The 23,365-nt window shown below is 66.9% G+C and carries 25 protein-coding genes and 2 tRNA genes; 13 read left to right on the top strand and 14 right to left on the bottom strand.

The features are described from left to right. Nucleotides 1-32: 32 nt before the first annotated feature. Complete coding sequence (locus J1M43_RS08080; protein WP_206476441.1) at nt 33-1,214, bottom strand: ferrochelatase; 1,182 nt, start codon at nt 1,212-1,214, stop codon at nt 33-35. A gap of 124 nt (nt 1,215-1,338) precedes the next feature. On the opposite strand from J1M43_RS08080, the gene pepN reads away from it, so the two are divergent. The 4 genes from pepN to J1M43_RS08060 all read left to right on the top strand — a co-directional run bounded on the left by pepN (nt 1,339) and on the right by J1M43_RS08060 (nt 7,169). Next, entirely contained in the window at nt 1,339-3,906 is a 2,568-nt protein-coding gene (gene pepN, locus J1M43_RS08075; RefSeq protein ID WP_206476440.1) for an aminopeptidase N, read from the top strand. Between the two features lie 79 nt (nt 3,907-3,985). Then, entirely contained in the window at nt 3,986-5,059 is a 1,074-nt protein-coding gene (locus J1M43_RS08070) for a mechanosensitive ion channel domain-containing protein (protein WP_084595887.1), read from the top strand. Beyond that, nucleotides 5,056-5,508 (top strand): globin, encoded by a 453-nt coding sequence (locus J1M43_RS08065; RefSeq protein WP_033107185.1) that lies wholly within the window; start codon nt 5,056-5,058, stop codon nt 5,506-5,508. Before J1M43_RS08070 ends, J1M43_RS08065 begins: the two co-directional genes overlap by 4 nt. Continuing rightward, nucleotides 5,505-7,169 carry an FAD-binding dehydrogenase gene (locus J1M43_RS08060; protein WP_206476439.1) on the top strand — a complete coding sequence of 555 codons (1,665 nt, stop codon included), beginning with the start codon at nt 5,505-5,507 and terminating at the stop codon, nt 7,167-7,169. Before J1M43_RS08065 ends, J1M43_RS08060 begins: the two co-directional genes overlap by 4 nt. On the opposite strand, the gene J1M43_RS08055 is transcribed toward J1M43_RS08060, so the two are convergent. Continuing rightward, nucleotides 7,166-7,831, bottom strand: a complete 666-nt coding sequence (locus tag J1M43_RS08055) for a hypothetical protein (protein WP_033107187.1) — start codon at nt 7,829-7,831, stop codon at nt 7,166-7,168. The genes J1M43_RS08060 and J1M43_RS08055 overlap by 4 nt on opposite strands. Before the next feature lie 50 nt (nt 7,832-7,881). Between J1M43_RS08055 and J1M43_RS08050 the strand changes: the two genes are divergently transcribed. After that, nucleotides 7,882-8,766: an acyl-CoA thioesterase II gene (locus J1M43_RS08050; RefSeq protein ID WP_033107188.1), complete on the top strand. Its 885-nt coding sequence runs from the start codon at nt 7,882-7,884 to the stop codon at nt 8,764-8,766. A 37-nt stretch (nt 8,767-8,803) separates the two neighbouring features. On the opposite strand, the gene J1M43_RS08045 is transcribed toward J1M43_RS08050, so the two are convergent. The 4 genes from J1M43_RS08045 to J1M43_RS08030 all read right to left on the bottom strand — a co-directional run bounded on the left by J1M43_RS08045 (nt 8,804) and on the right by J1M43_RS08030 (nt 12,140). Continuing rightward, entirely contained in the window at nt 8,804-9,298 is a 495-nt protein-coding gene (locus J1M43_RS08045) for a thioesterase family protein (protein WP_033107189.1), read from the bottom strand. Then, nucleotides 9,291-10,970 (bottom strand): energy-dependent translational throttle protein EttA, encoded by a 1,680-nt coding sequence (gene ettA / locus J1M43_RS08040; RefSeq protein ID WP_033107190.1) that lies wholly within the window; start codon nt 10,968-10,970, stop codon nt 9,291-9,293. The genes J1M43_RS08045 and ettA overlap by 8 nt, the downstream gene beginning before the upstream one ends. A 58-nt stretch (nt 10,971-11,028) precedes the next feature. After that, on the bottom strand, nt 11,029-11,532 hold the full coding sequence (locus J1M43_RS16720) for a hypothetical protein (RefSeq protein ID WP_307823328.1): 504 nt from the start codon (nt 11,530-11,532) through the stop codon (nt 11,029-11,031). A gap of 83 nt (nt 11,533-11,615) precedes the next feature. After that, nucleotides 11,616-12,140 carry a single-stranded DNA-binding protein gene (locus J1M43_RS08030; protein WP_033107192.1) on the bottom strand — a complete coding sequence of 175 codons (525 nt, stop codon included), beginning with the start codon at nt 12,138-12,140 and terminating at the stop codon, nt 11,616-11,618. Between the two features lie 201 nt (nt 12,141-12,341). Here J1M43_RS08030 and J1M43_RS08025 point away from each other — a divergent pair, with 201 nt between their 5' ends. Further along, entirely contained in the window at nt 12,342-12,608 is a 267-nt protein-coding gene (locus J1M43_RS08025; protein WP_052167053.1) for a hypothetical protein, read from the top strand. Nucleotides 12,609-12,618: 10 nt separating this feature from the next. Here J1M43_RS08025 and J1M43_RS08020 read toward each other — a convergent pair. Further along, nucleotides 12,619-12,693: transfer RNA gene (locus J1M43_RS08020), tRNA-Arg, on the bottom strand. A gap of 59 nt (nt 12,694-12,752) precedes the next feature. Between J1M43_RS08020 and orn the strand changes: the two genes are divergently transcribed. Continuing rightward, nucleotides 12,753-13,379 carry an oligoribonuclease gene (orn, locus tag J1M43_RS08015; protein WP_033107193.1) on the top strand — a complete coding sequence of 209 codons (627 nt, stop codon included), beginning with the start codon at nt 12,753-12,755 and terminating at the stop codon, nt 13,377-13,379. Nucleotides 13,380-13,415: 36 nt separating this feature from the next. Further along, nucleotides 13,416-13,488: transfer RNA gene (locus tag J1M43_RS08010), tRNA-His, on the top strand. Between the two features lie 217 nt (nt 13,489-13,705). Here the strand turns inward: J1M43_RS08010 and merA are convergent. Further along, a complete protein-coding gene (merA, locus tag J1M43_RS08005; RefSeq protein WP_033107201.1) occupies nt 13,706-15,130 on the bottom strand; it encodes a mercury(II) reductase in 1,425 nt (474 codons plus the stop codon). 109 nt (nt 15,131-15,239) lie between these two features. Between merA and J1M43_RS08000 the strand changes: the two genes are divergently transcribed. The 5 genes from J1M43_RS08000 to J1M43_RS07980 all read left to right on the top strand — a co-directional run bounded on the left by J1M43_RS08000 (nt 15,240) and on the right by J1M43_RS07980 (nt 17,638). Continuing rightward, the gene (locus J1M43_RS08000) at nt 15,240-15,629 is read left to right on the top strand and encodes a heavy metal-responsive transcriptional regulator (protein WP_033107202.1); all 390 of its coding nucleotides are present in this window, start codon (nt 15,240-15,242) and stop codon (nt 15,627-15,629) included. 201 nt (nt 15,630-15,830) lie between these two features. Beyond that, a complete protein-coding gene (locus tag J1M43_RS07995) occupies nt 15,831-16,460 on the top strand; it encodes a LysE family transporter (RefSeq protein ID WP_033107203.1) in 630 nt (209 codons plus the stop codon). Nucleotides 16,461-16,488: 28 nt separating this feature from the next. Continuing rightward, on the top strand, nt 16,489-16,836 hold the full coding sequence (locus tag J1M43_RS07990) for a metallopeptidase family protein (RefSeq protein WP_084595867.1): 348 nt from the start codon (nt 16,489-16,491) through the stop codon (nt 16,834-16,836). After that, on the top strand, nt 16,833-17,129 hold the full coding sequence (gene clpS, locus J1M43_RS07985) for an ATP-dependent Clp protease adapter ClpS (RefSeq protein ID WP_033107352.1): 297 nt from the start codon (nt 16,833-16,835) through the stop codon (nt 17,127-17,129). The genes J1M43_RS07990 and clpS overlap by 4 nt, the downstream gene beginning before the upstream one ends. Continuing rightward, entirely contained in the window at nt 17,126-17,638 is a 513-nt protein-coding gene (locus J1M43_RS07980; RefSeq protein WP_206476438.1) for a DUF2017 family protein, read from the top strand. Before clpS ends, J1M43_RS07980 begins: the two co-directional genes overlap by 4 nt. A gap of 35 nt (nt 17,639-17,673) precedes the next feature. Here the strand turns inward: J1M43_RS07980 and J1M43_RS07975 are convergent, their stop codons facing one another. The 6 genes from J1M43_RS07975 to gatC are packed head-to-tail and all read right to left on the bottom strand — an operon-like array spanning nt 17,674 to nt 23,299. Next, on the bottom strand, nt 17,674-18,255 hold the full coding sequence (locus J1M43_RS07975; RefSeq protein ID WP_033107206.1) for an aminobenzoate synthetase: 582 nt from the start codon (nt 18,253-18,255) through the stop codon (nt 17,674-17,676). Continuing rightward, nucleotides 18,239-18,559, bottom strand: a complete 321-nt coding sequence (locus tag J1M43_RS07970) for a hypothetical protein (RefSeq protein WP_033107207.1) — start codon at nt 18,557-18,559, stop codon at nt 18,239-18,241. The genes J1M43_RS07975 and J1M43_RS07970 overlap by 17 nt, the downstream gene beginning before the upstream one ends. Nucleotides 18,560-18,596: 37 nt before the next feature. Beyond that, nucleotides 18,597-19,853, bottom strand: a complete 1,257-nt coding sequence (dinB, locus tag J1M43_RS07965; RefSeq protein ID WP_033107208.1) for a DNA polymerase IV — start codon at nt 19,851-19,853, stop codon at nt 18,597-18,599. Between the two features lie 46 nt (nt 19,854-19,899). Continuing rightward, nucleotides 19,900-21,432: an Asp-tRNA(Asn)/Glu-tRNA(Gln) amidotransferase subunit GatB gene (gene gatB, locus J1M43_RS07960; RefSeq protein ID WP_033107209.1), complete on the bottom strand. Its 1,533-nt coding sequence runs from the start codon at nt 21,430-21,432 to the stop codon at nt 19,900-19,902. Then, entirely contained in the window at nt 21,432-22,985 is a 1,554-nt protein-coding gene (gene gatA, locus J1M43_RS07955) for an Asp-tRNA(Asn)/Glu-tRNA(Gln) amidotransferase subunit GatA (protein WP_052167084.1), read from the bottom strand. The genes gatB and gatA overlap by 1 nt, the downstream gene beginning before the upstream one ends. Nucleotides 22,986-22,999: 14 nt before the next feature. Further along, on the bottom strand, nt 23,000-23,299 hold the full coding sequence (gatC, locus tag J1M43_RS07950) for an Asp-tRNA(Asn)/Glu-tRNA(Gln) amidotransferase subunit GatC (RefSeq protein WP_033107210.1): 300 nt from the start codon (nt 23,297-23,299) through the stop codon (nt 23,000-23,002). Nucleotides 23,300-23,365: the final 66 nt, after the last annotated feature.

The following is a 23,365-nucleotide window of genomic DNA, read 5'->3' as shown; positions in this document are numbered from 1 at the left end:
CCATCCTAGAAGCGTCTGCATGCCGGCCCGCGTCAGGGCGTGAGACCGGCCGCGGCCGGCTTGAAACCGAGCCGCACGTTCTCGCAGTCCCCGGCGCGCGACACGTCGTACCAGGGCCCGAGGTCGGTCAGGTGCGGGCGCTCGGATGCCGGTGTCCCCTCGACGCGCTCGATCACGAGGTCGACCAGTCCGGCGACGAACGCGGGGTGCACGCCCGGCGTCTGCGTCCGCGTGGCGAGCAGGCCCGCCTCTGCGGCCGACTCCATGGCCTCGGTGTCCAGATCCCACATGACCTCCATGTGGTCGCTGACGAACCCGAGCGGCACGATCACGACCGCCTTCGCACCTGCTGCCGGCAGCTCGGCGATCACGTCGTTGATGTCGGGCTCGAGCCACGGCTGCGTGGGAGGACCGGAGCGCGACTGGAACACCAGCTGCCAGGGCACTGTCGTGCCACCGGTGACCGCGGCCACATTCTCGATGATGTGGGCGGCGACGGCACGGTGCTGTGCGACGTACGCGCCGCCCTCGCCCCAGTCGACATCCCGCGGGCCTGAGCGCTCGGCGTCTGCGGTCGGGATCGAGTGGGTCGAGAACAGTACGTGGATGTCGGATGCCGCGACCCCCTGCTCGAGGAACCCGGCGACCGCGGCATCCACACCCTCCTGGAAAGGCTGCACGAAACCGGGGTGGTCGAAGTAGAGACGCACCTTGTCGGCGGTCACACGATCTTCGAGGCCCGCGTCCGTGATCGCGCGGGCGATGTCCTCGCGGTACTGCCGGTCACTGGAGTACGAGCTGTATGCACTGGTGGCCAGCACGAGCAGCGTCGAGTGCCCGTCATCGGTGGCTGCCGTGAAGGCATCGTCGAGATAGGGGGCCCAGTTGCGGTTGCCCCAGTACACCGGCAGATCGATGCCGCGGCGCGCGAGCTCTGCCTCGAGTGCGGTCTTCAGCTCGCGGTTGTGGGCGTTGATCGGGCTGATCCCGCCGAAGTGCCGGTAGTGGTGCGCCACCTCTTCGAGCCGCTCGTCCGGGATGCCGCGGCCTCTCGTCACGTTGCGCAGGAACGGGATCACGTCATCCTGCCCTTCCGGCCCGCCGAAGCTGGCCAGCACCAGGGCGTCGTACGCCACCGGCGTCTCGACGAACTCGGGGCCGTCTGCGGCAGCGGCGGATGCGAATGGAACGAGGTCAGGAGCGGATGCAGTCACACGTCCATCTTTCCACCACCGCGCACCGACAACGCCCGGGTCCTGGCGTAGGCTGTCATGGTTGCCGTCGGCGCCAGCCGCGTCGGATCTCGGTGCCGACCCCGAACCCCTGGGAGAATCAGCTGTGCCTGGAGAGAATCTCACTCGAATCGAAGCTCAGGAGCGACGCGCTCTCATCGACACGCAGTCCTACGGGATCTCGCTCGATCTGACGAAGGGCGAAGAGGTCTTCGGTTCCCGCAGCGTCGTGCACTTCCGTGCGACTCCCGGAAGCTTCACCTTCATCGACCTGATCGCGCGCGACGTGCGTGAGATCTCGCTCAACGGCGAGCAGCTCGACCCCAGCGAGGTCTTCGACGACTCGCGTATCGCACTGTCGGGTCTGCAGGAGGAGAACGTCCTCGTCGTCGACGCCGACTGCCTGTACACCAACACGGGCGAGGGCCTGCACCGCTTCGTCGATCCTGTCGACGGCGAGGTGTACCTCTACTCGCAGTTCGAGGTGCCCGACTCGCGCCGCGTCTTCGCGGTGTTCGAGCAGCCCGACCTGAAGGCGACGTTCCAGTTCACCGTCACTGCTCCCGAGGCGTGGAAGGTCATCTCGAACTCGCCGACGCCGGAGCCGATCAACCACGACGAGAACGCCACCGCCACCTGGGGCTTCGAGCCCACCCCGCGCATCTCCTCGTACATCACGGCCCTGATCGCAGGACCGTACGAGTCCACGTTCTCCGAGCTGACCAGCGCCTCGGGCGATGTCATCCCGCTCGGTGTCTACGGCCGCAAGAGCCTGTGGCAGCACCTCGACGCCGACTACATCTTCGACAAGACCCGTGAGGGCTTCGCCTACTACGAGGAGAAGTTCGGCGTCCCGTACCCGTTCGCGAAGTACGACCAGCTGTTTGTGCCCGAGTTCAATGCGGGTGCGATGGAGAACGCGGGCGCCGTCACGTTCACGGAGACATACGTCTTCCGCAGCAAGGTGACGGATGCCGTCAAGGAGCGCCGGGTCGTCACGATCCTGCACGAACTCGCACACATGTGGTTCGGCGATCTCGTCACCATGAAGTGGTGGAACGACCTGTGGCTGAACGAGTCGTTCGCCGAATGGGCGTCGACCATCGCGACGGCCGAGGCCACCGAGTGGACCGAGGCGTGGACCACGTTCAACGCCATGGAGAAGACCTGGGCGTACCGCCAGGATCAGCTGCCGTCCACGCACCCGATCGTCGCCGAGATCAACGACCTCGAAGACGTGCAGGTCAACTTCGACGGCATCACGTACGCCAAGGGCGGGTCGGTTCTCAAGCAGCTCGCGGCCTGGGTCGGCATCGACGCGTTCTTCGCCGGTGTCGGGCAGTACTTCCAGAAGCATGCGTGGGGCAACACCGAGGTGAGCGACCTGCTCACCGAGCTCGAGGCCACCAGCGGCCGCGATCTCAGCACCTGGTCCAAGAAGTGGCTCGAGACCGCCGGTGTGAACACGCTCTCCCCCGTCATCGCCGAGGACTCCGACGGCGTCATCACGCGCTTCGCGGTGACTCAGACGGCACCAGCCGACTACCCGACGATCCGCCCCCACCGCCTGGGCATCGGCTTCTACGACCTGTCAGACGGCACCCTCACTCGCACGCACTACGCGGAGATCGATGTCGACGGCGATCGCACCGAGGTCCCAGAGCTGCAGGGCCGCAGGCGTCCCGACCTCGTACTGCTCAACGACAACGACCTCGCGTACGCGAAGATCCGGCTCGACGAGCGCTCGCTGGCGACCGCGATCGATCATCTCGACGCGATCGCCGATCCCCTCGCACGCTCGCTCGTATGGGGTGCGGCCTGGGATCAGACCCGCGACGCCGAGAGCACGGCATCCGACTACATCGAGCTCGTGCTGCGCAACATCGGCAGGGAGTCCGAGTCGACGACGGTGCGCACCACGCTCGCGCAGCTGCGCACGGCCGCGACGCTGTACGTCGCACCGTCCGAGCGTGACGCCGCGCGTCTGAAGATCGCCGACGGCCTGTGGGATCTCGCGCACGGCGCCGAGGCCGGCAGCGACAGCCAGCTGCAGTTCGTCACGGCCTTCGCGAACACTCTCGTGAACTCGGAGCACGCCGGTATCGTCGGACGCCTTCGCTCCGGTGAGGAGACGCTCCCGGGCCTCGAGATCGACACCGATCTCTCCTGGCAGCTGCTCGTCGGCCTCGCCACGATCGGTGCGACGGATGCCGCGTCCATCGACGCCGCCCTCGCCGCGGACAACACCTCCAAGGGTGGGGAGTTCGCCGCTCAGGCCAGGGCCGCGCTGCCGACCCAGGCGGACAAGCGCGCGGCGTGGACCTCGCTCATCGACGACGACAACCTGCCGAACACGATCGTGCGCTCCGCAGCGCTCGGCTTCGGGCACCCGAACAGCACGGCAGTACTCGGCGAATTCGTGCCGGAGTACTTCGACATGCTGCTCCCGGTATGGGAGTCGCGCACCTACCAGATCGCCAGTTACCTCATCGTCGGGCTGTACCCGACGGCGCTGGCGAACGCCGATCTGCGTGACGCGACGCGGTCCTGGCTCTCGGCGAACGGTGACGCCGCTCCTGCTCTGCGTCGCCTCGTCAGCGAAGGACTCGCCGACGTCGAACGTGCCCTCGCCGCGCAGTCGCGTGACGCCGAAGGCGACGAGGAGCACAACTGACCCACCCTTTCGATCGGGCCTCTGCCGCGCTGCCGTCCAGCCGGTGCAGAGGCCCGATCGCTAGGATCGGAGGGTGCTGATGCTTCCCTTCGAGACCGACACCGCGCCGGACACGGCGAACGAGGTGTGGGTGTCATTCCTCGAGATCCTCAAGGTGATCGGCGGCAAGGCGATCACCATCGCGATCATCATCGTGGTCGCGTTCCTCATCGGACTGGCACTCCGTTTCGTCGTCCGCCGGGTCGTGCACCGCATCGTCGACACCGCCAAGTCGAAGGCGAACGTCGAGGACACGCAGGCGCTCGAGCGATCCCCTCTCGCCGACATGCGCCTGATCCAGCGCACCCGCACGCTCGGCAGCATCCTGCACAACATCATCAACGTCGCCGTCGTGATCGTGGCGTTGCTGATGGTGATGGCGGTGATCGCCCCTGATCTGATCACGTCTCTCACCCTGCTCACCGCCGCGATCGGCGCCGGCCTCGGTTTCGGGGCGCAGAACATCGTCAAGGACGTGCTGAACGGCCTGTTCATCGTCGCCGAGGATCAGATCGGCATCGGCGACGTCGTCGACACCGGACTCGCCAGCGGCGTCGTCGAGCACGTGAGCGTACGCGTCACGCAGGTGCGCGATGTGAACGGAACGCTCTGGTACGTCCGCAACGGCGAGATGCTGCGCATCGGGAACATGTCGCAGGGCTGGGCCCGCGCGATCATCGATCTCGGCGTGCCGGTGGATGCCGTCGTGCCAGACGTCGAGGCCGCCCTCCTGGAAGCCGCACTGGGTCTCTCGAAGGATCCCAAGTGGCGCACCCGCATCGTAGAGCGTCCGGAGGTGTGGGGGCTCGAATCGATCTCGGGTGAGGCCCTCGTCATCCGCGTGGTGCTGAAGACCCGCGCGAACGCGAAGGATGATGTCGCGCGCGAGCTGCGCATGCGGCTCAAGGTCGCGATCGAGGACATGGGGCTCGCCATCCCCAGCCTCGAATCGGTCGTCCCCACAGGTCCAGAGGGTGCACGGCGCGTGCGCGGCGCGAATCCGCCCACCACCAAGCCCAATGCCGTCACCGGCGTGCCGCCGGTCTCTCGCGGCATCTGGCGCAAGAAGGACACCAGGGCAGCCCCGAAGAACAAGCCGGAGGACGAGTCATGACTTTCTACGACGAGGTCGGCGGATACGCCACATTCGAGACGATCGTCAACGGCTTCTATCGAGAGGTGGCGCTCGATCCGGTGCTGCGCCCCATGTATCCCGAAGAGGATCTCGGGCCGGCCGCAGAGCGGTTCACGATGTTCCTCGCCCAGTACTGGGGCGGTCCGTCCACGTACAGCGAGACGAGGGGCCATCCGCGCCTGCGGATGCGTCATATGCCGTTCCACGTCGATCCGGATGCACGCGACCGCTGGCTTCGCTGCATGCGCACGTCGCTCGACGAGGTGCAGTTGTCCCCGCTGCACGATGCCACCCTCTGGGACTACCTGGAGCGCGCCGCTTATGCCATGGTGAACACCACGGAGCCGTCGGGCATCGGTCCGGCGCCCGCTGGGCGATCGACCCTCGAGACCCGCAGCAGCAGTCAGGATTCAACGGAGACCCCATGACCACCACGCCCCTTTCCGCAGACGTTCTCGTGATCGGATGGGGGTTGGCGGGCCTCGTCGCCGCTGTTGAGGCCACGACCGCAGGCAGACGCGTCATCCTCATCGATCAGGAACCGCGCTCGAACCTCGGCGGACAGGCGTGGTGGTCGTTCGGCGGGCTCTTCCTGATCGACTCGCCCGAACAGCGCCGGCTCGGCATCAAGGATTCCCTCGAGCTCGCCACGCAGGACTGGTTCGGCAATGCGGGGTTCGACCGCGAGGAGGACCGCTGGCCACGCGCATGGGCCGATGCCTACCTGCAGTTCGCCGCAGACGAGAAACGTGCGTGGCTGCGAGAACGCGGCGTCGGGTTCTTCCCCGTCGTCGGCTGGGCGGAGCGCGGCGGCTACGGTGCGATCGGCCCAGGCAACTCGGTGCCGAGGTTCCACATCACCTGGGGTACCGGCCCCGGCATCGTCGCTCCGTTCGCTGATGCCGCGCATCGCGCCGAGGATTCCGGATCCCTCACGATCCTCCCCCGCCATCGCGTCACCGAACTGATCGTCACCGACGGTGCGGTGGTCGGTGCGAGAGGCGACGTGCTGGTCGAAGACCCGGCCGCACGGGGAGTGGCATCGGCGCGCGATGTCGTCGGCGACTTCGAGATCACCGCGGGTGCGACGATCGTGTCCTCCGGCGGTATCGGCGGCAACCACGACCTGGTGCGTGCGGCATGGCCGGACCGGCTGGGCACTCCGCCTGGGCACATGCTCACCGGAGTCCCCGCATACGTCGACGGGTCGATGTATCCGGTCGCGGCGGGTGCGGGGGCGAACCTGATCAACGGCGATCGGATGTGGCACTACGTCGAGGGCATCAAGAACTGGGATCCTGTGTGGCCGGCGCACGGCATCCGGATCCTGCCTGGACCGTCGTCGCTCTGGCTGGACGCGACGGGCAAGCGTCTGCCTGTGCCGCTGTTTCCGGGTTTCGACACGCTCGGCACGCTGCAGCATCTGCGTGCGACCGGACACGACCATTCCTGGTTCGTCACCTCGCGCCAGATCGTCGAGAAGGAGTTCGCGCTGTCGGGCAGCGAGCAGAACCCGGATCTCACCGGCAAGGACGTCGCACTGCTGTTGAAGTCACGTCTCGCGAAAGGTCCGACCGGCCCTGTGCAGTCCTTCCTCGACGAAGGCGAGGACTTCATCGTGGAGAACGACCTCGACTCGCTGCTGCAGCAGATGGGAAAGGCCGATGGAGGCGATCTGCTCGATCTGGAGCTGGTACGGCGCGAAGTGATCGCCCGAGACCGCGAGATCGGGAACGACTTCACCAAGGACGCGCAGATCGGGATGCTGCGATCCATGCGTGCCTACCGCGGGGACAAGCTCATCCGCGCAGCGAGCCCGCACCGGCTCCAGGACGCGTCCGCCGGCCCGATGATCGCGGTGAAGCTGCACGTGCTCACACGCAAGTCGCTCGGCGGGATCGAGACGGATCTCGACGGACGCGTTCTGGCAGCCGACGGATCGGTCGTCTCCGGCCTGTACGCTGCGGGCGAGGCGAGCGGATTCGGTGGCGGCGGCGTGCACGGATACCGGGCGCTGGAGGGCACGTTCCTCGGCGGGTGCCTGTTCTCCGGGCGGCAGGCCGGCCGGGCGGCTGCGCGGACGCTCTAGTTCTGCGTCCCCGTGCTGCGCACGGCGGTGAGTCCGCTGGCCATCGGACCGCGGGCGAGCACGTGGCCCCGGCGGAACGCCAGTCGTGTCCACCGTCCCGACGTGGTCACCGGGATCTGCTCTTCTCCGGAGATGAATCCGAACGCGTGCGCCGCGAACGCGATGCCGCGCACGAGACCCCCGAGGTCTTCGTCTGATTCACCCCAGATCGCCGCTCTGAGCGCCCTGACGGCCTCTTCGCCCGCACCAGGCGTCGCGCCACGGGCGACGGCGGAGATCCCCCACTGCGCGCGGCGGGCGATCGTCGCGGAGTCCAGTCGGCCGGCAGGCTCCCACCCGCCGCGCGGCGGCGCCACCCCGGCCCACGCGGGTGAACGCCCGGTCTCCGGCAGTGTCAGCATCCGCTCGTCCTGATCCTGCGCGAGTTCGTCGACGACGATGTCGCACTCCAGTTCGGGGTCGGCATGCACGATCCGCATCGCGAGGACCGTCGGCGTCTGATCGAACAGCCCCTTGGGCGCGAGCGCAGACGCCGTCAGTGCGAGAACGCCATTTCTGCCCTGCAGGCGGATGCCGTCGTCAGAGACCCGCATCGCGCGGCCGAGGAACGTGAGAACGTCTCGAGCCGTGTCGGAATCGGAGAGAACGAGACGAGGGGGCACGCGTTCTAAACTACCAACGAGGCGGCCGTGCGGTCGCAGTGAGGAGAGCCATGAGCGAAGCGGCACGGGCTCAGGCATCCGTCGACAACCTGCTCGAGGTGCTGGATCTGGACGAGACGCAGGCGCGCACCGAAGAAGACATCTTCACCGGACGCTCGCACAGCATGCCCACCGGACGCATCTACGGCGGCCAGGTGCTGGGTCAGTCCCTCATCGCGGCCGAGCGGACGATGCCGGAGGATCGCGCGGTGCATTCCATGCACGGCTACTTCCTCCGCCCCGGCGATTCCACGCAGGGACTCACGATCGCCGTCGATCGCATCCATGACGGTCGCTCCTTCTCGACACGGCGTTCGCAGGCCTACCAGAACGGCGTGCCGATCTTCTCGATGATCGCGTCGTTCCAGGACGAAGCGCCGGGCGTCGAGCACGCGCAGCCGATGCCGGGGGGCGTCCCCGCACCGGATGACATCCCATCGGATGAAGCACGCGTCGAGGGCGGGCACCCGCAGGCACTGCGGATGCTGACGGACCGTCCGGTCGACATGCGTCACGTCGAGTCCCCGCTGTATCTCGTGGCCGACGGCGAACGCAAGGCGCAGCAGGCCGTGTGGATGCGGATGCGCGCTCCGATGCCGGAGGATCCCCGCCTCCACCGGGCCGCGCTCGCGTATCTCAGTGACATGAGCATCCAGGAGTCGATCCTGCGCGCCCACGGCGTGCCGTGGGCGATGCCCGGGCTGAAAGTGGCCAGCCTCGATCATGCGATGTGGTGGCATCGTCCGGCGCGCGTCGACGAGTGGCTGCTGTACGTGCAGGAGTCACCGAATGCCCGTGGCGGTCGCGGACTCGCCACCGGACGCATCTATACGCACGACGGCGACCTCGCGGCGAGTGTGACGCAGGAGATCATGATCAGGGTCCCGGACGCCTGATCGAACTCACCTGCTGATCACGCCGTCGGCGCGAACGTCAGCGGTGCGCGTAGGTGATCGGTTCGCCGATGTACGGCGTCCATGCTTCACGCATCTCCGGAGTGATGCGCTTCGGGCGTCCGCTCTGCGCATCCACGAGCACGATCACGGCGGTCGAGCGCGCGTAGAGCACGCGCGTCTCGTTCGCAGGGTCGGTGTACACCTCGTAGCAGACCTCAAGACTTGACCCGCCGAGTTTGCCGAACCACATCTGCACCTCGAGGGGGCGCCGCTGATACGGCACCGGTGCGAGGTACTCGATCTCCTGCCGCGCGATCAGCGTCAGCGTCCCCGCCTCGATGCCTGAGTTGAGCACGGCCGTGGGCGGCGCAGTCTCCCCCTCCTCGGCCTTCCAGAAGGCGCGCACGCGCGCCTCCTCGAGAAGCTTGAGCATCGAGGTGTTGTTGACGTGATTGAACGCGTCGAGGTCGCCCCACCGCAGGTGGATGGGAACGTGCAGCCTCGACGCGACCGCGGTGGGAGCGTCAGTCACGCGTCAGCTTGCGGTGCGTCGAGCGGTGCGGGTTGGCGGCATCCGGGCCGAGGCGTTCGATCTTGTTCTTCTCATAGGACTCGAAGTTGCCCTCGAACCAGTGCCACTGGGCCGGGTTCTCGTCCGTGCCCTCGTAGGCCAGGATGTGCGTCGCGATGCGGTCGAGGAACCACCGGTCGTGAGTGATGACCACGGCGCAGCCGGGGAACTCGAGCAGTGCATTCTCGAGTGAACCGAGGGTCTCGATGTCCAGGTCGTTGGTCGGCTCATCGAGGAGGAGCAGGTTGCCGCCCTCCTTGAGCGTCAGAGCGAGGTTCAGGCGGTTGCGCTCACCACCGGAGAGCACGCCCGCCTTCTTCTGCTGGTCCGGTCCCTTGAAGCCGAACTTCGACACGTAGGCGCGCGAGGGGATCTCGGTCTTGCCGACAGTGATGAAGTCGAGCCCGTCGGAGACGACCTCCCACAGGTTCTTGTCGGGGTCGATGCTGGCGCGCGACTGGTCGACGTAGCTGATCTTGACCGTCTCACCGATCTTGAGATCTCCGCTGTCCAGTGGCTCGAGACCGACGATCGTCTTGAACAGCGTGGTCTTTCCCACACCGTTGGCACCGATGATGCCGACGATGCCGTTGGGTGGGAGGCTGAAGCTCAGCCCATCGATGAGCGTGCGATCGCCGAAGCCCTTCTTGAGATTCTTCGCCTCGATGACGACGCTGCCGAGACGCGGACCCGCAGGGATCTGGATCTCCTCGAAGTCGAGTTTCCTGGTGCGCTCCGCCTCGGTCGCCATCTCCTCGTAGCGAGCCAGACGCGCCTTCGACTTCGTCTGGCGGCCCTTGGCGCTGGAGCGCACCCACTCGAGTTCGTCCTTGAGACGCTTGGCGAGCTTGGCGTCCTTCTTGCCCTGGATCGCGAGGCGCTCGCCCTTCTTCTCCAGGTAGGTCGAGTAGTTGCCCTCGTAGCCGATCAGGCGGCCACGGTCGACCTCGGCGATCCACTCCGCGACGTTGTCGAGGAAGTACCGGTCGTGGGTGATGGCGATGACAGCGCCCTTGTACGCCTGCAGATGCTGCTCGAGCCACAGCACGCTCTCGGCGTCGAGGTGGTTGGTTGGCTCATCGAGCAGCAGCAGGTCCGGCTTCTGCAGCAGGAGCTTGGCCAGTGCCACACGGCGCTTCTCACCGCCGGAGAGGGGGGCGATCTCGGCGTCTCCGGGAGGGGTGCGAAGCGCATCCATGGCCTGCTCGAGCTGGGAGTCGAGGTCCCAGCCGTCTGCCGCGTCGATCTCCTCCTGCAGCACGCCCATCTCGGCGAGCAGCGTGTCGAAGTCGGCGTCAGGATCCGCCATCTGTGCGGAGATCTCGTTGAACCGGTCGAGCTTCGGCTTGATCGCGACGCCCTCCTGGATGTTCTCGAGCACCGACTTCGTCTCGTCGAGCACGGGCTCCTGCATGAGGATGCCGACGGTGTACCCGGGCGACAGCTTCGCTTCACCGTTCGACGGCTGGTCAAGGCCGGCCATGATCTTGAGGATCGTCGACTTACCAGCGCCGTTCGGGCCGACCATGCCGATCTTCGCCCCCGGGAGGAATGACATCGTCACGTCATCGAGGATGAGCTTGTCGCCCACCGCCTTGCGCGCACGAACCATCGAGTAGATGTACTCAGCCACTGAGAACCGCTCCTTTTGTAGGCGTCGAAGATCGACACTCCAGCCTACCGGCTAAGGATCACCAGTCGATCGGGCGGGTGTTGCCGACCAGGCAGCGTCCCTCAGCGAGTTGGTCGACGACCACCGTGACGGGTTCTCCTGTGGATGGCCCGACCTGACCGATGAGGCATTCGTCCTCACCCCACCGCACCGAGAACTGCAGACTCTCGACCGGGTTGCCGACCGTCGTCAGGTCCTGCGTCACCTGCATCGCGGTCCGGTCGAATCCCGACGCGATCAGTGCGTCGATGTAAGCGCGATCGGAAGCGCGGTTCTCAGATGCCCAGACCTGGCCGGTGATCGCGGAGAAGATCGGCAGGTTGTCCTCGGCGGAGCCATCCGGCTGGATGACCGGCGCATCCGGTGTCGTCGAGGCCGATGGCGTCGACTCCGCGCTCGCCGATGGACTCGCCGTCGGCGTCACGGTCGATTCGGGGGCGCAGCCCGCCAGCGCGAGCCCTGCCATCAGGAGCACCACTCCCATCAGCCCACGCAGACGGAGGGCGGGGAGTCGACGGGGCACGCTCTGATTCTAAAGGTTTCCCGTCGTGCTCCCCACCTCGCCGCGTGGCGAGGGCGCTCAGGCAGTGCGACTGCCCGGCTGCGTCAATCCTCGGTCGACCACGGCCCACCGACGAGTGCCATCGCCGGCTCCGTCGACGACGCGTGCTCGCTGTCGGAGTCATCGGCTTCTGCATCCGGCTCGGCACCGAGAACCTCTCCCGTTGCGGGGTCGACATCGGTCGGAGTCGAGTCGTGCGCCGCAGCAGAGGGACGGCTCGCCTTCGCGAAGGCGCTGGCGCCCCAACGCAGATCGTGCCCGATGGCCTCCGCGTCGATGTCGGCGCTCATCCCCTTGCGTTCGGCGTTCTCCCACTCGCGAAGCTTCAGCTTCCCGGTCACGATGACGCCATCGCCCTGGTGCAGCGAGGACTTCACGTGATCGGCCAGCTGGCGAAACGCGGAGACGTTGTACCAGTTGGTGCCCGTCTCGATCCACGTCTGCGTCTTCGAATCGAAGCGGCGCTGCGGGCTGGCGACGCGGAAGTTCACCACCGCGACCCCGTTCGCGGTCTCACTTCGTTTCGGATCGGCGCCGACGCGCCCCAGGATCGTCACGTTGTCGTTCATGTCAATCTCCTCTTCCATCAAGTGCCCGGGACGCGCCCGGATCGCCCCAGAGTGCCTCGTCGCGCGCATCGCGCGCAGCGCAGAACCCACGTTCGGTGGAGAGAGGGGACGAAAGCCTGATCAGTGGAGGAAAGGATGCGGCCGCTCCTGTCATCGCAATGTCCGTGGTCGGTCATATGTTCGAATCGGAAGGAGAACCAGATGTCCGATACACAGATCCTGCACCTGCCAGAGGTGCGATACGCCACGCCGCAGCTCGAATCGAAACGAGAGCAGCTCGTCAGAGCCTCCGAACAGCTGTGGCGAGTTCAAGACGCCACCGGCCGCATCCTGGGTCACCTGCGCATCGTCGCCGACCCGCTCGGGCTCCGCTATCGCGCTGAGCGTCTGCATCTCGCGACGGGCGCATTCCGCATCGTGGGCGAATTCTGGCGACCAGACGACGCGGTGCAGTCCCTTCTTCATTGATAGCGGTGCGTGGTGCCCCCGGCAGGGTTCGAACCTGCGACCAACGGCTTAGAAGACCGATGCTCTTCCACTGAGCTACGGAGGCGGAATACCTCTACGGTACCGTGATCCGGGCGATGTCCATGCGCTCAGTAGACTGAACGCATGGTAGCTGCGTCCGAGAATGATCGACTCGTCTGGATCGACTGCGAGATGACGGGACTCGATCTTTCGGTTGACGAACTCGTCGAGATCGCCGTCGTCATCACCGACTTCGAGCTCCGCCCACTCGACCCCGGGTTCCAGGTCGTCATCAAACCCAACGCCTCGGCACTCGCGAACATGAACGATTTCGTCACGAAGATGCACGAGTCGTCAGGTCTGATCAATGAGATCCCCGACGGCGTCTCGCTGGCGGATGCCGAGGCTCAGACGCTCGAGTACATCAAGCGGTTCGTGCCGCTCGAGCGCAAGGCACCGCTGGCGGGCAACACGATCGGCACCGATCGCATGTTCCTGGCGAAGTACATGCCGCAGATCGATCAGTGGCTGCATTATCGCAACGTCGACGTCTCCAGCTTCAAGGAACTCTCGCGCCGCTGGTACCCGCGCGTGTTCTTCCAGGCGCCGGCCAAAGACGGCGGGCATCGCGCACTGGCAGACATCCTCGAGTCGATCCGCGAGCTGCAGTACTACCGCGAAGCGGTGTTCGTGGCCGAGCCTGGGCCATCGAGTGATGAGGCCCGCGCCATCTCGGAACGCACCGTGTCGTCGTTCACCCCGGACGTGTAATAGAATCGTCTGGTTGCCTGCTCCGGCCGGCACATGGTGGCTATAGCTCAGTTGGTAGAGCACCGCGTTGTGGTCGCGGGGGTCGCGGGTTCAAGCCCCGTTAGCCACCCTGATGTGGTGAGGTTCAGACCTTCGCGAGAGTCTCCACTCTCGCGAAGGTCTGAACCTCACCACTTTTCTTTTTCCTGGAGCGTGCCGCAGCCGCCCAGTCAACGCGTTCGTCTGCTCCTGCGCGTTGCAGAGCGACCCGAACTGCCGCTCGTACTGCTGAGGTCAGACATTGCGGGTTACTCCGATTCTGTGTGCGCGACGATGTGCATTGCCCTTCATGCGCAGCAGGAGAGCAGCGACGGGTCGGTGGTGAAGGCCTTCGCTGCGATCCGGATGCCCTCGGACATGGTCAGGTAAGGGGCCCACGCGTCGGCGACCTCAGCGATGGTCTTGCCGAGCACGTGGACTCCTGCGGCGGCGAGTTCACCGGCGTCCTTGGCGACGGCGGTGAGGCCGAGGATCTCGCTCGTGTCGGCGTCCACGACGATCTTGATGAACCCGCGGGTGTCGCGGTTCACCAAGGCGCGGGGCACGTGATGTAGGGGCAGGACACGGCAGTCGCAGCGGATCCCCGCGGCGACGACCTCTTTCTCGGTCATCCCGACCGCGCCGATCGCCGGTCCGGTGAATGTCACCCGCGGCAGCTTGGTGTAGTCGACGGACCGGTCGGTGTCGGCGAACGCGTTCTCGGCGACCAGGGTGCCGTGGTGGGCGGCGACGTACACGAACTCCGGGTGTCCGGTCACGTCACCCGCAGCCCAGACCCGCGGATTGGACGACTGCAGCCGGTCGGAGACGACCACCTCGCCGGATTCCCCGGTCTTCACTCCGACCGCGTCGAGGTTCAGGCCGTCGGTGACGGGACGGCGTCCGAGAGCGACGAGCAGCTGATCGGCGCGGAACTCCTGCGAGCCGCCGGACACGTCCGCGGAGACCACGGCCTGCCCGGTCGCCGCGTCTCGGGACACCAGGGTCGGCACCGCGCGGCGGACGACCCGAATGCCCTCGTCGGCGAACACCTCCTGCAGCGTCCTGGACACCTCCGGCTCCTCCTTCGACGCGAGCCGGGACCGCACCAGCACGGTGACCCCGGAGCCGAGGCGGGCGAACAGTTGCGCCTGCTCCAGGGCGACGTAACCGCCGCCGAGCACCAGCAGTGACTCGGGGACCTCGGTCAGTTCCATCGACGTCGTCGAGGTCAGGTACCCGGTCTCGTCCAGGCCATCGATCGGCGGGGCCCACGGCCGGGCACCGGTCGCGACCAGGTAGTGCTCGGCCTCGATCGTCTCGACGCTCCCGTCGTTCCCGGCGACGTGGAGGATCGGCGCGTCCGGGGTGCCAGCGAACGTGGCGTCTCCCCGCTGCACCCGCCACCCGTATGAGTCGGCGACGTCGGCGTACTTCTCGCCCCGCATCGTCTCGACCAGCGCCTGCTTTCCGGCGATCAGCGCGGGCATGTCTACCGGGCCCGCCGTTGTCGCGATCCCCGGAAACCGATCGGCGGCGTCGGCGGCGACGTGCCGTGCATCGGCGGCGGCGATGAGGGCCTTCGACGGCACGCAGCCCGTGTTCACGCAGGTGCCGCCGAGCGTTCCGCGCTCGATCATCACCACCGACTTCCCGAGCGTGGTCGCGCGGATCGCGGCGGCGAACGCTCCGCCGCCCGATCCGATGATGGCGAGGTCGTATTTCGTCGGCATCGCTGCTGCTCCTGTCAATGTTTGGACTTCTGTTCCGTTTCAGCCATACTGGACCTTCCAGTGCAGAGGAAGGTCAAGCGCGGCCCCTGCGAAGAGATCGGAGGCCGCTATGCGCATCGGAGAACTCGCCGAACGCGCGGGCACCACCTCGAAGACTCTCCGGTTCTACGAAGAGCAGGGCCTGCTGCCCCCGGCCGACCGGACGCCGTCCGGGTACCGCGACTACGCGCCCGACGCTGTCGTCCGGATTGACTTCGTCCACCGTGGCCAGGCCGCGGGCCTCACCCTCGCCCAGATCCGCCAGATCCTCGACATCCGCGATAGCGGCCACGCTCCCTGCGCGCACGTGCGCGACCTCCTCGACGCGCGCCTGAACGAGATTGAGCAGCAGATCTCCCAGCTCACCGCCCTGCAAGGCACCATCGCCGACCTCAGGCACGACGCCGCGCACCCGGACCCTGACACGTGCAGCGCGGACCAGGTCTGCCGATACCTGTAGGTCTCCCCGCAGGCGAAAGGCCATCGCCGATCGGTCAACCCGCGGTTCCCGGGCCAATCAGACGAATGTCGATCAGCAGCACGGTCCAGTCACCGTGCGCGTGCATCGGACAGCATCGCGCCGCGCAGCCCGAAGAACGTGGTGGATCGTCTGCTCAAGGGTGCGCGAATGCACGCGTGAATGCCGCCATAGGATTGCCTGGTGTCACTGACGGTCTGGCTCTCCCTGCTCGCGGCATCCGCCGTCATCAGCTTCACTCCCGGGGCCGGCGCCATCAACACGATGTCGACGTCGCTCGCCGAAGGATGGCGGCGCTCGATCTGGGGCGTGATCGGCCTGCAACTGGCCCTGATCGTGCACGTCGTGATCGTCGCGGCGGGAGTCGGCCTCATCGTCTCGCGATCGCCCGTGCTGTTCGCTCTGATCCGCTACGCGGGTGCGGCTTACCTCGCGTATCTCGGGATCAGGCTGATCCTGACGCGCGTCCGCGATGCCGGTGAGAAAGCGGCAGACGGACCGCGGCCGCCGACGAGCCGCTGGTCGATGATCAGGCGCGGATTCTGGGTGAACCTGCTCAATCCGAAGGCGATCGTGTTCTTCCTCGCCTTCATCCCGCAGTTCATCCGGCTCGACCAGCCCGCCCTCCCCCAGTACCTGATCCTGATCGCCACTGTCGTCACAGTGGACGTGCTCGTGATGTGGGGCTTCTTCGCGACCGCGGCACGGCCGTTCCAGCGCGTGACGGGAACCGCACGTGGCCAGCGCATCCTGAACACCGTGTTCGGGGTGCTGTTCCTCGCCGTCGCCGCACTGCTGCTGTTCGTCCACTGACGCCGCCCTGGCCATAGGCTGATCGATGATGGAAATGGATGCCGCGACCTTCGAACAGCTCGTCGTCGACGAGCTCGACAGACTGCCCGACGAGATGGTCGACGGCCTGGAGAATCTGATCTTCGTCGTCGAAGACCGTCCTGAGGACGGGAGCCTCGATCTGCTCGGAATGTACGACGGACTCGCACTGACAGAACGCGGCCAGTACGGCATGGGCGAGTTGCCCGATCGCATCATCCTGTTCCGAGAATCCCATCTCGCCGAGTGCGATGATGAAGAGGAACTCCGCGAAGAGGTCCACACGACTCTCGTACACGAGATCGCACACTTCTTCGGCATCGACGACACGCAGCTGCACGAGATGGGATGGGCATGAGCACTCCGATCGCCACGCCCGATCTCGGCGAGGCCACCGACCTGCAGGCCACTCCGCTGGAGCCGTGGGAGGTCGTCGTCTGGAACGATCCGGTGAACCTGATGGGCTACGTCGCGCGCGTCTTCCGGACTTACTTCGGCTACTCGGCCGAGCAGGCCACGACCCTCATGCTCGCCGTGCACAACGACGGCCACGCGATCGTCGCCACCGGTCCCCGCGAGACCATGGAGGTGCATGCGCAGGCCATGCACGACTACGGCCTGTGGGCGACTGTTCGAAAGGCTCCGCAATGACCGACGCCGTGATCCGCCTCCCGCTCGCCGTCGTCGAGGGGATTCATCTGGCGGGTCTCGTCGAGGAATTCACCGACGTCCTCGCCGGCTCAGACGGCGAGCCTGATCCAGGATTGACCCGGCTCACGCCGGACCCCTACCCGGAGGACGCCGAGGCCTCCGCGGAATTCGCGGCAGCCACCCACGACGATCTTCTCGACCGGCGAACAGCCGACGCCGCCGTGGTGCGGAACGGACTGACACCGTTTCTCACCATCGCTGCCGAAGACCTCGCCGAGGACGACGCGCTCGCCCGACAGGATGTCGTGATCCCGGCATCCGATATCGATGCCTGGCTTCGCACGCTCACCGCACTCCGCCTCGTGATCGCCACCCGCCTCGACATCACCGCGGAAGACGATGAACACGATCTGGAAGACCCGCGCTTCGGTGTCTACGACTGGCTGGGCTTCCGCCTCGACGGCCTCATCGCCCTCGCCGATGCGCACGACGAGTATTCCGCGCAGTAGAGAAGCTCATCACCAGACCGACCGGGTGTGGCCGGTTAAGGGACTGCGACACGCAACGTCGCAAGCGCACGCGGATCGTCGCGCTCCAGATGCCGCTCCTCCTGTGCAGCCCACCCGTCCCAGTGCGGACGGAACCCTTCTCCGTCTCGGTCGAGCGCGCGTCGCTTGCGCGCAGCATCCGGAGACTCCACCCACACGCCGACGTCGGCGAGGCGTGCGGTCGCCGGGTTCACCGCGCCGCAGCCTTCGAGGATGACTCCGAGGGCAGGCGTCACCGCGTGTGCTTCGGCGTCGGTCTCCGATTCCCAGTCCCAGCGGCGCCACGTGCTGAGCAGACCGCGCGCATGCGGGCGCAGGATGTCGTGCAGCGCGCGTTCGACGCCGGCGTCGAGCCCGTCCCATCCGGGATAAAGCGAGTCCAGCGCGATGAGCTGCGGTCGTCCGGCCACGGGCCAATTCGCAGCCACCATGCGTGACAGGGTCGTCTTTCCCGCCCCGGCCCGGCCATCGATCAGGACGACAGGGTTGGATGCTTCGACGGCGACGATCGCGTCGATGATGCTGACAGCCGCGCGCTGAAGAGCCTGCGCGACCGGGTCGTCATTTCTTGAGGGCACGGATCACGCGCGAGAGCGCGCGGCCTGCGACCCACACGAACGGGATCGCCACCGCCAGCAGAGCCACCAGGTTCGGCTCGAAGCGCAGACCCTCTTCACGACGGACGTATACGCCGACCGGAATGGACACCCCACCGCCACCGCCGCCGCCGTTGCCCTCCTGATCCGCGCCGCCGCCGAAGCCCGCCCACGTCAGGGCGACCGGCGTGATGCTCACCCCATCGACATCCTGAGGCTCGCCATAGGCGCTCTTCACGCCGAAAGAGGCGACTTGCTTTCCGAGGTCCAGTGCGATGTTCGGCATGACTCCACGCTAGTCGACAGACGGGCAGCTCGGGAGATCAATCGACGCCGTGATCCTTCGGATGTCGCGCGGCGCCGCGACCGTCGCCGCGCGCCACGTGCCTGGCACGCGTGATCGTGGCGCTGCCGAAACGTGCGCGAGCGTCATCGAGAGCACCTTCGACCTTGCGCCAGTGCTCGTCATCGTCCCACAGCGCGAACGCCGCTCCCCCGGCCGGCCGCAGCTTCTCGGCGCGCACTCCCACCAGCCGCACCGGGTCACGCCGGTCGATCGACTCGTACAGCTTCTGCGCCGCCTCGCCGATCCTCTGCCCGACGGACGTCGGCTCTGCAAGCGTCTGGGACCGGCTCAGGGTGGTGAAGTCGTCGAAGCGGATCTTGATCGCGACGGTAGCGCACTCCCACCCTGCCTTCCGTAGTCGCACCGCGACTCGATCCGCGAGCCTGAGCAGCTCTGCACGGAGGAACTCGCGATCGCTCACATCGATGTCGAACGTCTCCTCGTGGCCGACGCTCTTCTCGACCCGCTCGGTCTCGACCGACCTGGCGTCCTCTCCGCGCGCGAGCTGTGCGATGCGCGCACCCAGCGCCTGACCGACGGCGCGGTCGAGCATGTCCTGCGGCGAATCACGGATGTCGCCGATCGTGCGGATGCCGCGGGCTTCCAGCGCATCCGACGCCTTCGGCCCCACGCCCCACATCGTGCGGACGGAGCGCGGCGCCAGGAAGTCGAGCGTGTCGGCGGCGGCGACGATCAGCATCCCGTCCGGTTTGGAGATGGTCGACGCCATCTTCGCCACGTGCTTCGTCGCAGCGACCCCGACGCTGCAGCTGATGCCGACCTCGGCCTGCACGCGCTCCCTGACCAGTCGCGCGATCTGCCCCGGGCTCCCCCACAGGCGCCTGACGCCCTGCACATCGAGAAACGCCTCGTCGACCGAGAGCGGCTCGACCAGGGGCGTGATCGACTCGAAGACCGCCATCACCTGGCGCGACACCGCCTGGTAGCGGTCGAAGTGCGGCATGACGATCTTGGCGGTCGGGCACAGCCGCATGGCCTGGCCGACCGGCATCGCGGCGCGTACCCCGTATCGTCGCGCCTCGTACGAGGCACTGGAGACCACGGAGCGTCCGTCAGGAGCCCCGATGATGATCGGCAGTCCGCGCAGCGAGGGGTCATCCATCACCTCGACCGCGGCATAGAAGGCATCCATGTCGACGTGCAGGATGCGTGTACCGGTGTCGTCCGCACCGTCAGGAGAGACGAGTCTGCCTCGTCCGTCACCGCGCCCCATGATTCCATTCTCGCGCAGGCCGCGGACATCCGCGCTTCAGCGGCACCTACTGCGCTGCACGCTCCAGGATGAGTTCGCGCACGCGAGCAGCATCCGCCTGGCCCTTCATTGCCTTCATGACGGCGCCGATGACGGCCCCTGCGGCCTGCACCTTGCCGTCCTTGATCTTGGCCATGACGTCGGGCTGCGCGGCGAGAGCATCATCGATCGCGGCGATGAGCGCGCCGTCGTCCGAGACGACGGCCAGTCCTCGACCGTCGACGACCTCCTGCGGTGTACCCTCGCCTGCGATGACGCCTTCGAGCACCTGGCGCGCGAGCTTGTCGGTGAGGGTGCCCTCGTCGATGAGCTTCTGCAATGCGGCGACGTTCTCGGGAGCGATCAGGCCCGCGGCATCCTTGTCCTGCGCGTTCGCGAGGCGGGAGATCTCACCGGTCCACCACTTGCGTGCAGCGGCCGGCGTGGCGCCTGCGGCTATGGTCGCCTCGACCTCGTCGATCAGGTTGCCGTTGCGCACGTCCTGGAACTCCAGGTCGGTGAAGTTCCACTCCGCCTTGAGCCTGCGGCGGCGCGCGACGGGCTGCTCGGGGAGCTCCGCCCGCAGCTCCTCGATCAGGGCGCTGGTCGGCTGCACGGGCAGCAGGTCGGGCTCCGGGAAGTAGCGGTAGTCGTCGGCGTCCGACTTCGGCCGGCCGGGTGAGGTCGTGCCGGTGTCCTCATGCCAGTGACGGGTCTCCTGGATGATCGTGCCGCCGTCGGCGAGGATCTGCGCCTGACGCTGGATCTCGTGACGCACAGCGCGCTCGACCGAGCGCATCGAGTTGACGTTCTTCGTCTCAGTGCGTGTACCGAGCGGCGCCGGCTGCTCACCCTCGGCGACGCGCGGCCGCAGTGAGACGTTCGCGTCGCAGCGCAGGTTGCCGCGTTCGAGGCGCGCCTCGGAGATGCCGAGGCTGCGCACGATGTCGCGGATCGTGGAGACGTACGCCTTCGCGACCTCCGGCGCACGATGTTCGGTGCCGAAGATGATGTCTGTGACGATCTCCACCAGTGGGACGCCGGCGCGGTTGTAGTCGACCAGCGAGTACTCCGCACCCTGGATGCGGCCGGTCGCTCCTCCCATGTGGGTGAGCTTTCCGGCGTCCTCCTCCATGTGGGCGCGCTCGATCGGCACGGTCACGAGAGTGCCGTCCTCGAGCTCGACCACGACGGATCCACGGTAGGCGATCGGCTCGTCGTACTGCGAGATCTGGTAGTTCTTGCCGAGATCCGGGTAGAAGTAGTTCTTCCTGGCGAAGCGGCTGGACTCCGCGATCGAGCAGCCCAGTGCGAGTCCGAGGCTTATCGACGAGCGGATCGCCGTTTCGTTCACGACGGGCATGGCACCGGGAAGGCCCATGTCGACCGGAGCGATGAGCGTGTTCGGCTCGGCGGCGTGATACTTCTCGTTGGCCGGGTTCGGCGCATCGGAGAACATCTTCGTGTTCGTGTTGAGCTCGACGTGCACTTCGAATCCGAGCACCGGCTCGAACAGCTCGAGGGCCTTGTCGAAGTCCATCAGCTTTGCTGCGGCAGCCATCAGCGGGTTCCTCCTGCTGGTTCCTGTGCTTCGACAGGCTCAGCAACCGATCTCAAAGCGGGGGCAAGATTGAGCAGCGGAGCTCCCCAGGAGTCGACGAGTGCGGCCTCCAGGGCAGCTCCGACGCGGTACAGCCGGGCATCTTCATGCGCCGGCGCGAGGAACTGGATGCCGACGGGCATGCCGTCCTCCTCCGCGAGGCCGGACGGGATCGAGATGCCGGGGACGCCGGCGAGGTTCGCCGGGATCGTCGTGACATCGTTCAAGTACATCTGCAGAGGGTCGTCGATCTTCTCGCCGATCTTGAACGCCGTGGTCGGCGCCGACGGCGTCGCGATGACGTCGACCTGCGCGAACGCATCGTCGAAGTCCTTCTGGATGAGCGTGCGCACCTTCTGCGCACTGCCGTAGTAGGCGTCGTAGTAACCCGCCGACAGTGCGTAGGTGCCGAGGATGATGCGGCGCTTGACCTCGTCGCCGAACCCCGCCTCGCGCGTGGCGGACATGACGTCCTCCACCGTGGGGTTTCCGTCGGGAGTGACCCGCAGACCGAAACGCACTGAGTCGAATTTCGCCAGGTTGCTGGATGCTTCGGCCGGGAGGATCAGGTAGTACGCCGCGACGCCGTATTCGAAGTGCGGTGTGGAGATCTCGACGATCTCGGCGCCGTTCGCCTCGAGCAGGTCGAGCGATGCACGGAAGGATGCTGCGACTCCGGGCTGGAAGCCCGAATCGGGCAGCTCCTTGATGACGCCGACCTTGAGTCCCTTGAGCACGTCGCCGCGCGCGCCCTCTCGGGCGGCATCCGCGAATGACGGCCACGCGTCGGTGAGCGAGGTGGAGTCCTTCGGGTCGTGGCCGCCGATGATGTCGTGCAGCAGACCGGAGTCGAGCACCGTGCGCGTGACAGGTCCGACCTGGTCGAGGCTCGAGGCCAGGGCGATCGCGCCGTAGCGGCTCACACCGCCGTAAGTCGGCTTGATTCCGACCGTGCCGGTGACGTGTGCGGGCTGACGGATCGATCCACCGGTGTCGGAGCCGAGGGCGAGCGGCGCTTCAAAGGCGGCGACGGCAGCCGCCGAGCCTCCGCCCGAACCGCCGGGGATCCGGTCGAGATCCCACGGGTTGCGGGTCGGACCGTACGCGGAGTGCTCGGTGGACGAGCCCATCGCGAACTCGTCCATGTTGGTCTTGCCCAGCGGCACGAGGCCGGCAGCGCGCGCACGCGCGACGACGGTGGCGTCGTAGGGCGACATGTAGCCCTCGAGGATCTTCGATCCGCTCGTGGTCGGCTGGTCGGTCGTGACCAGGACGTCCTTGATCGCAAGCGGCACACCGGCGAGCGGATGCAGTCGCTCCCCCGCTGCCCGAGCGTCGTCGACCGCGTCGGCCGCGGCGAGAGCACCGTCGTTCACATGCAGGAACGCGTGCACGTCGCCGTCGACGGCGGCGATCCGGTCGAGATGCGCCTGCGTGGCCTCACGGCTGGAAACCTCGCCGGCGGTGAGCTTGTCCGCGAGCTCCGCGGCTGTCCAGCGGATGATGTCGCTCACTGCTCCTCGCTCCGTCATTGTTCTTCACCAAGGATCGCGGTCACGCGGAAACGGCCGTCCGCGGCATCCGGTGCGTTCTGCAGCACCTGCTCATGGGTCAGCGTCTCGCCGACCACATCGGCACGGAACACGTTCGCGAGCGGAATCGGGTGGCTGGTGGCCGCCACGTCGGACGTCGCCACCTCCGACACCTTCGCGATGTTGTCGACGATGGCGTCGAGCTGGCCCGTGAGCCGCGTCACCTCGTCGTCGTTCAGCTGGATGCGCGCGAGTACGCCGAGATGGCGCACGAGCTCAGGGGTGATTTCAGACACGACATCAGTCTAGTTCGCCGCATCAACTCCCCCGCTCCGTCTGGCGCCGCACTCTCGGAATAGGCT

The sequence above is a fragment of the Microbacterium sp. KRD172 genome (genome assembly GCF_017168295.1).
GTDB lineage: Bacteria > Actinomycetota > Actinomycetes > Actinomycetales > Microbacteriaceae > Microbacterium > Microbacterium profundi.
Note: the sequence above shows the minus strand (reverse complement) of the source record. Positions and strands in the feature narration are given on the sequence as shown.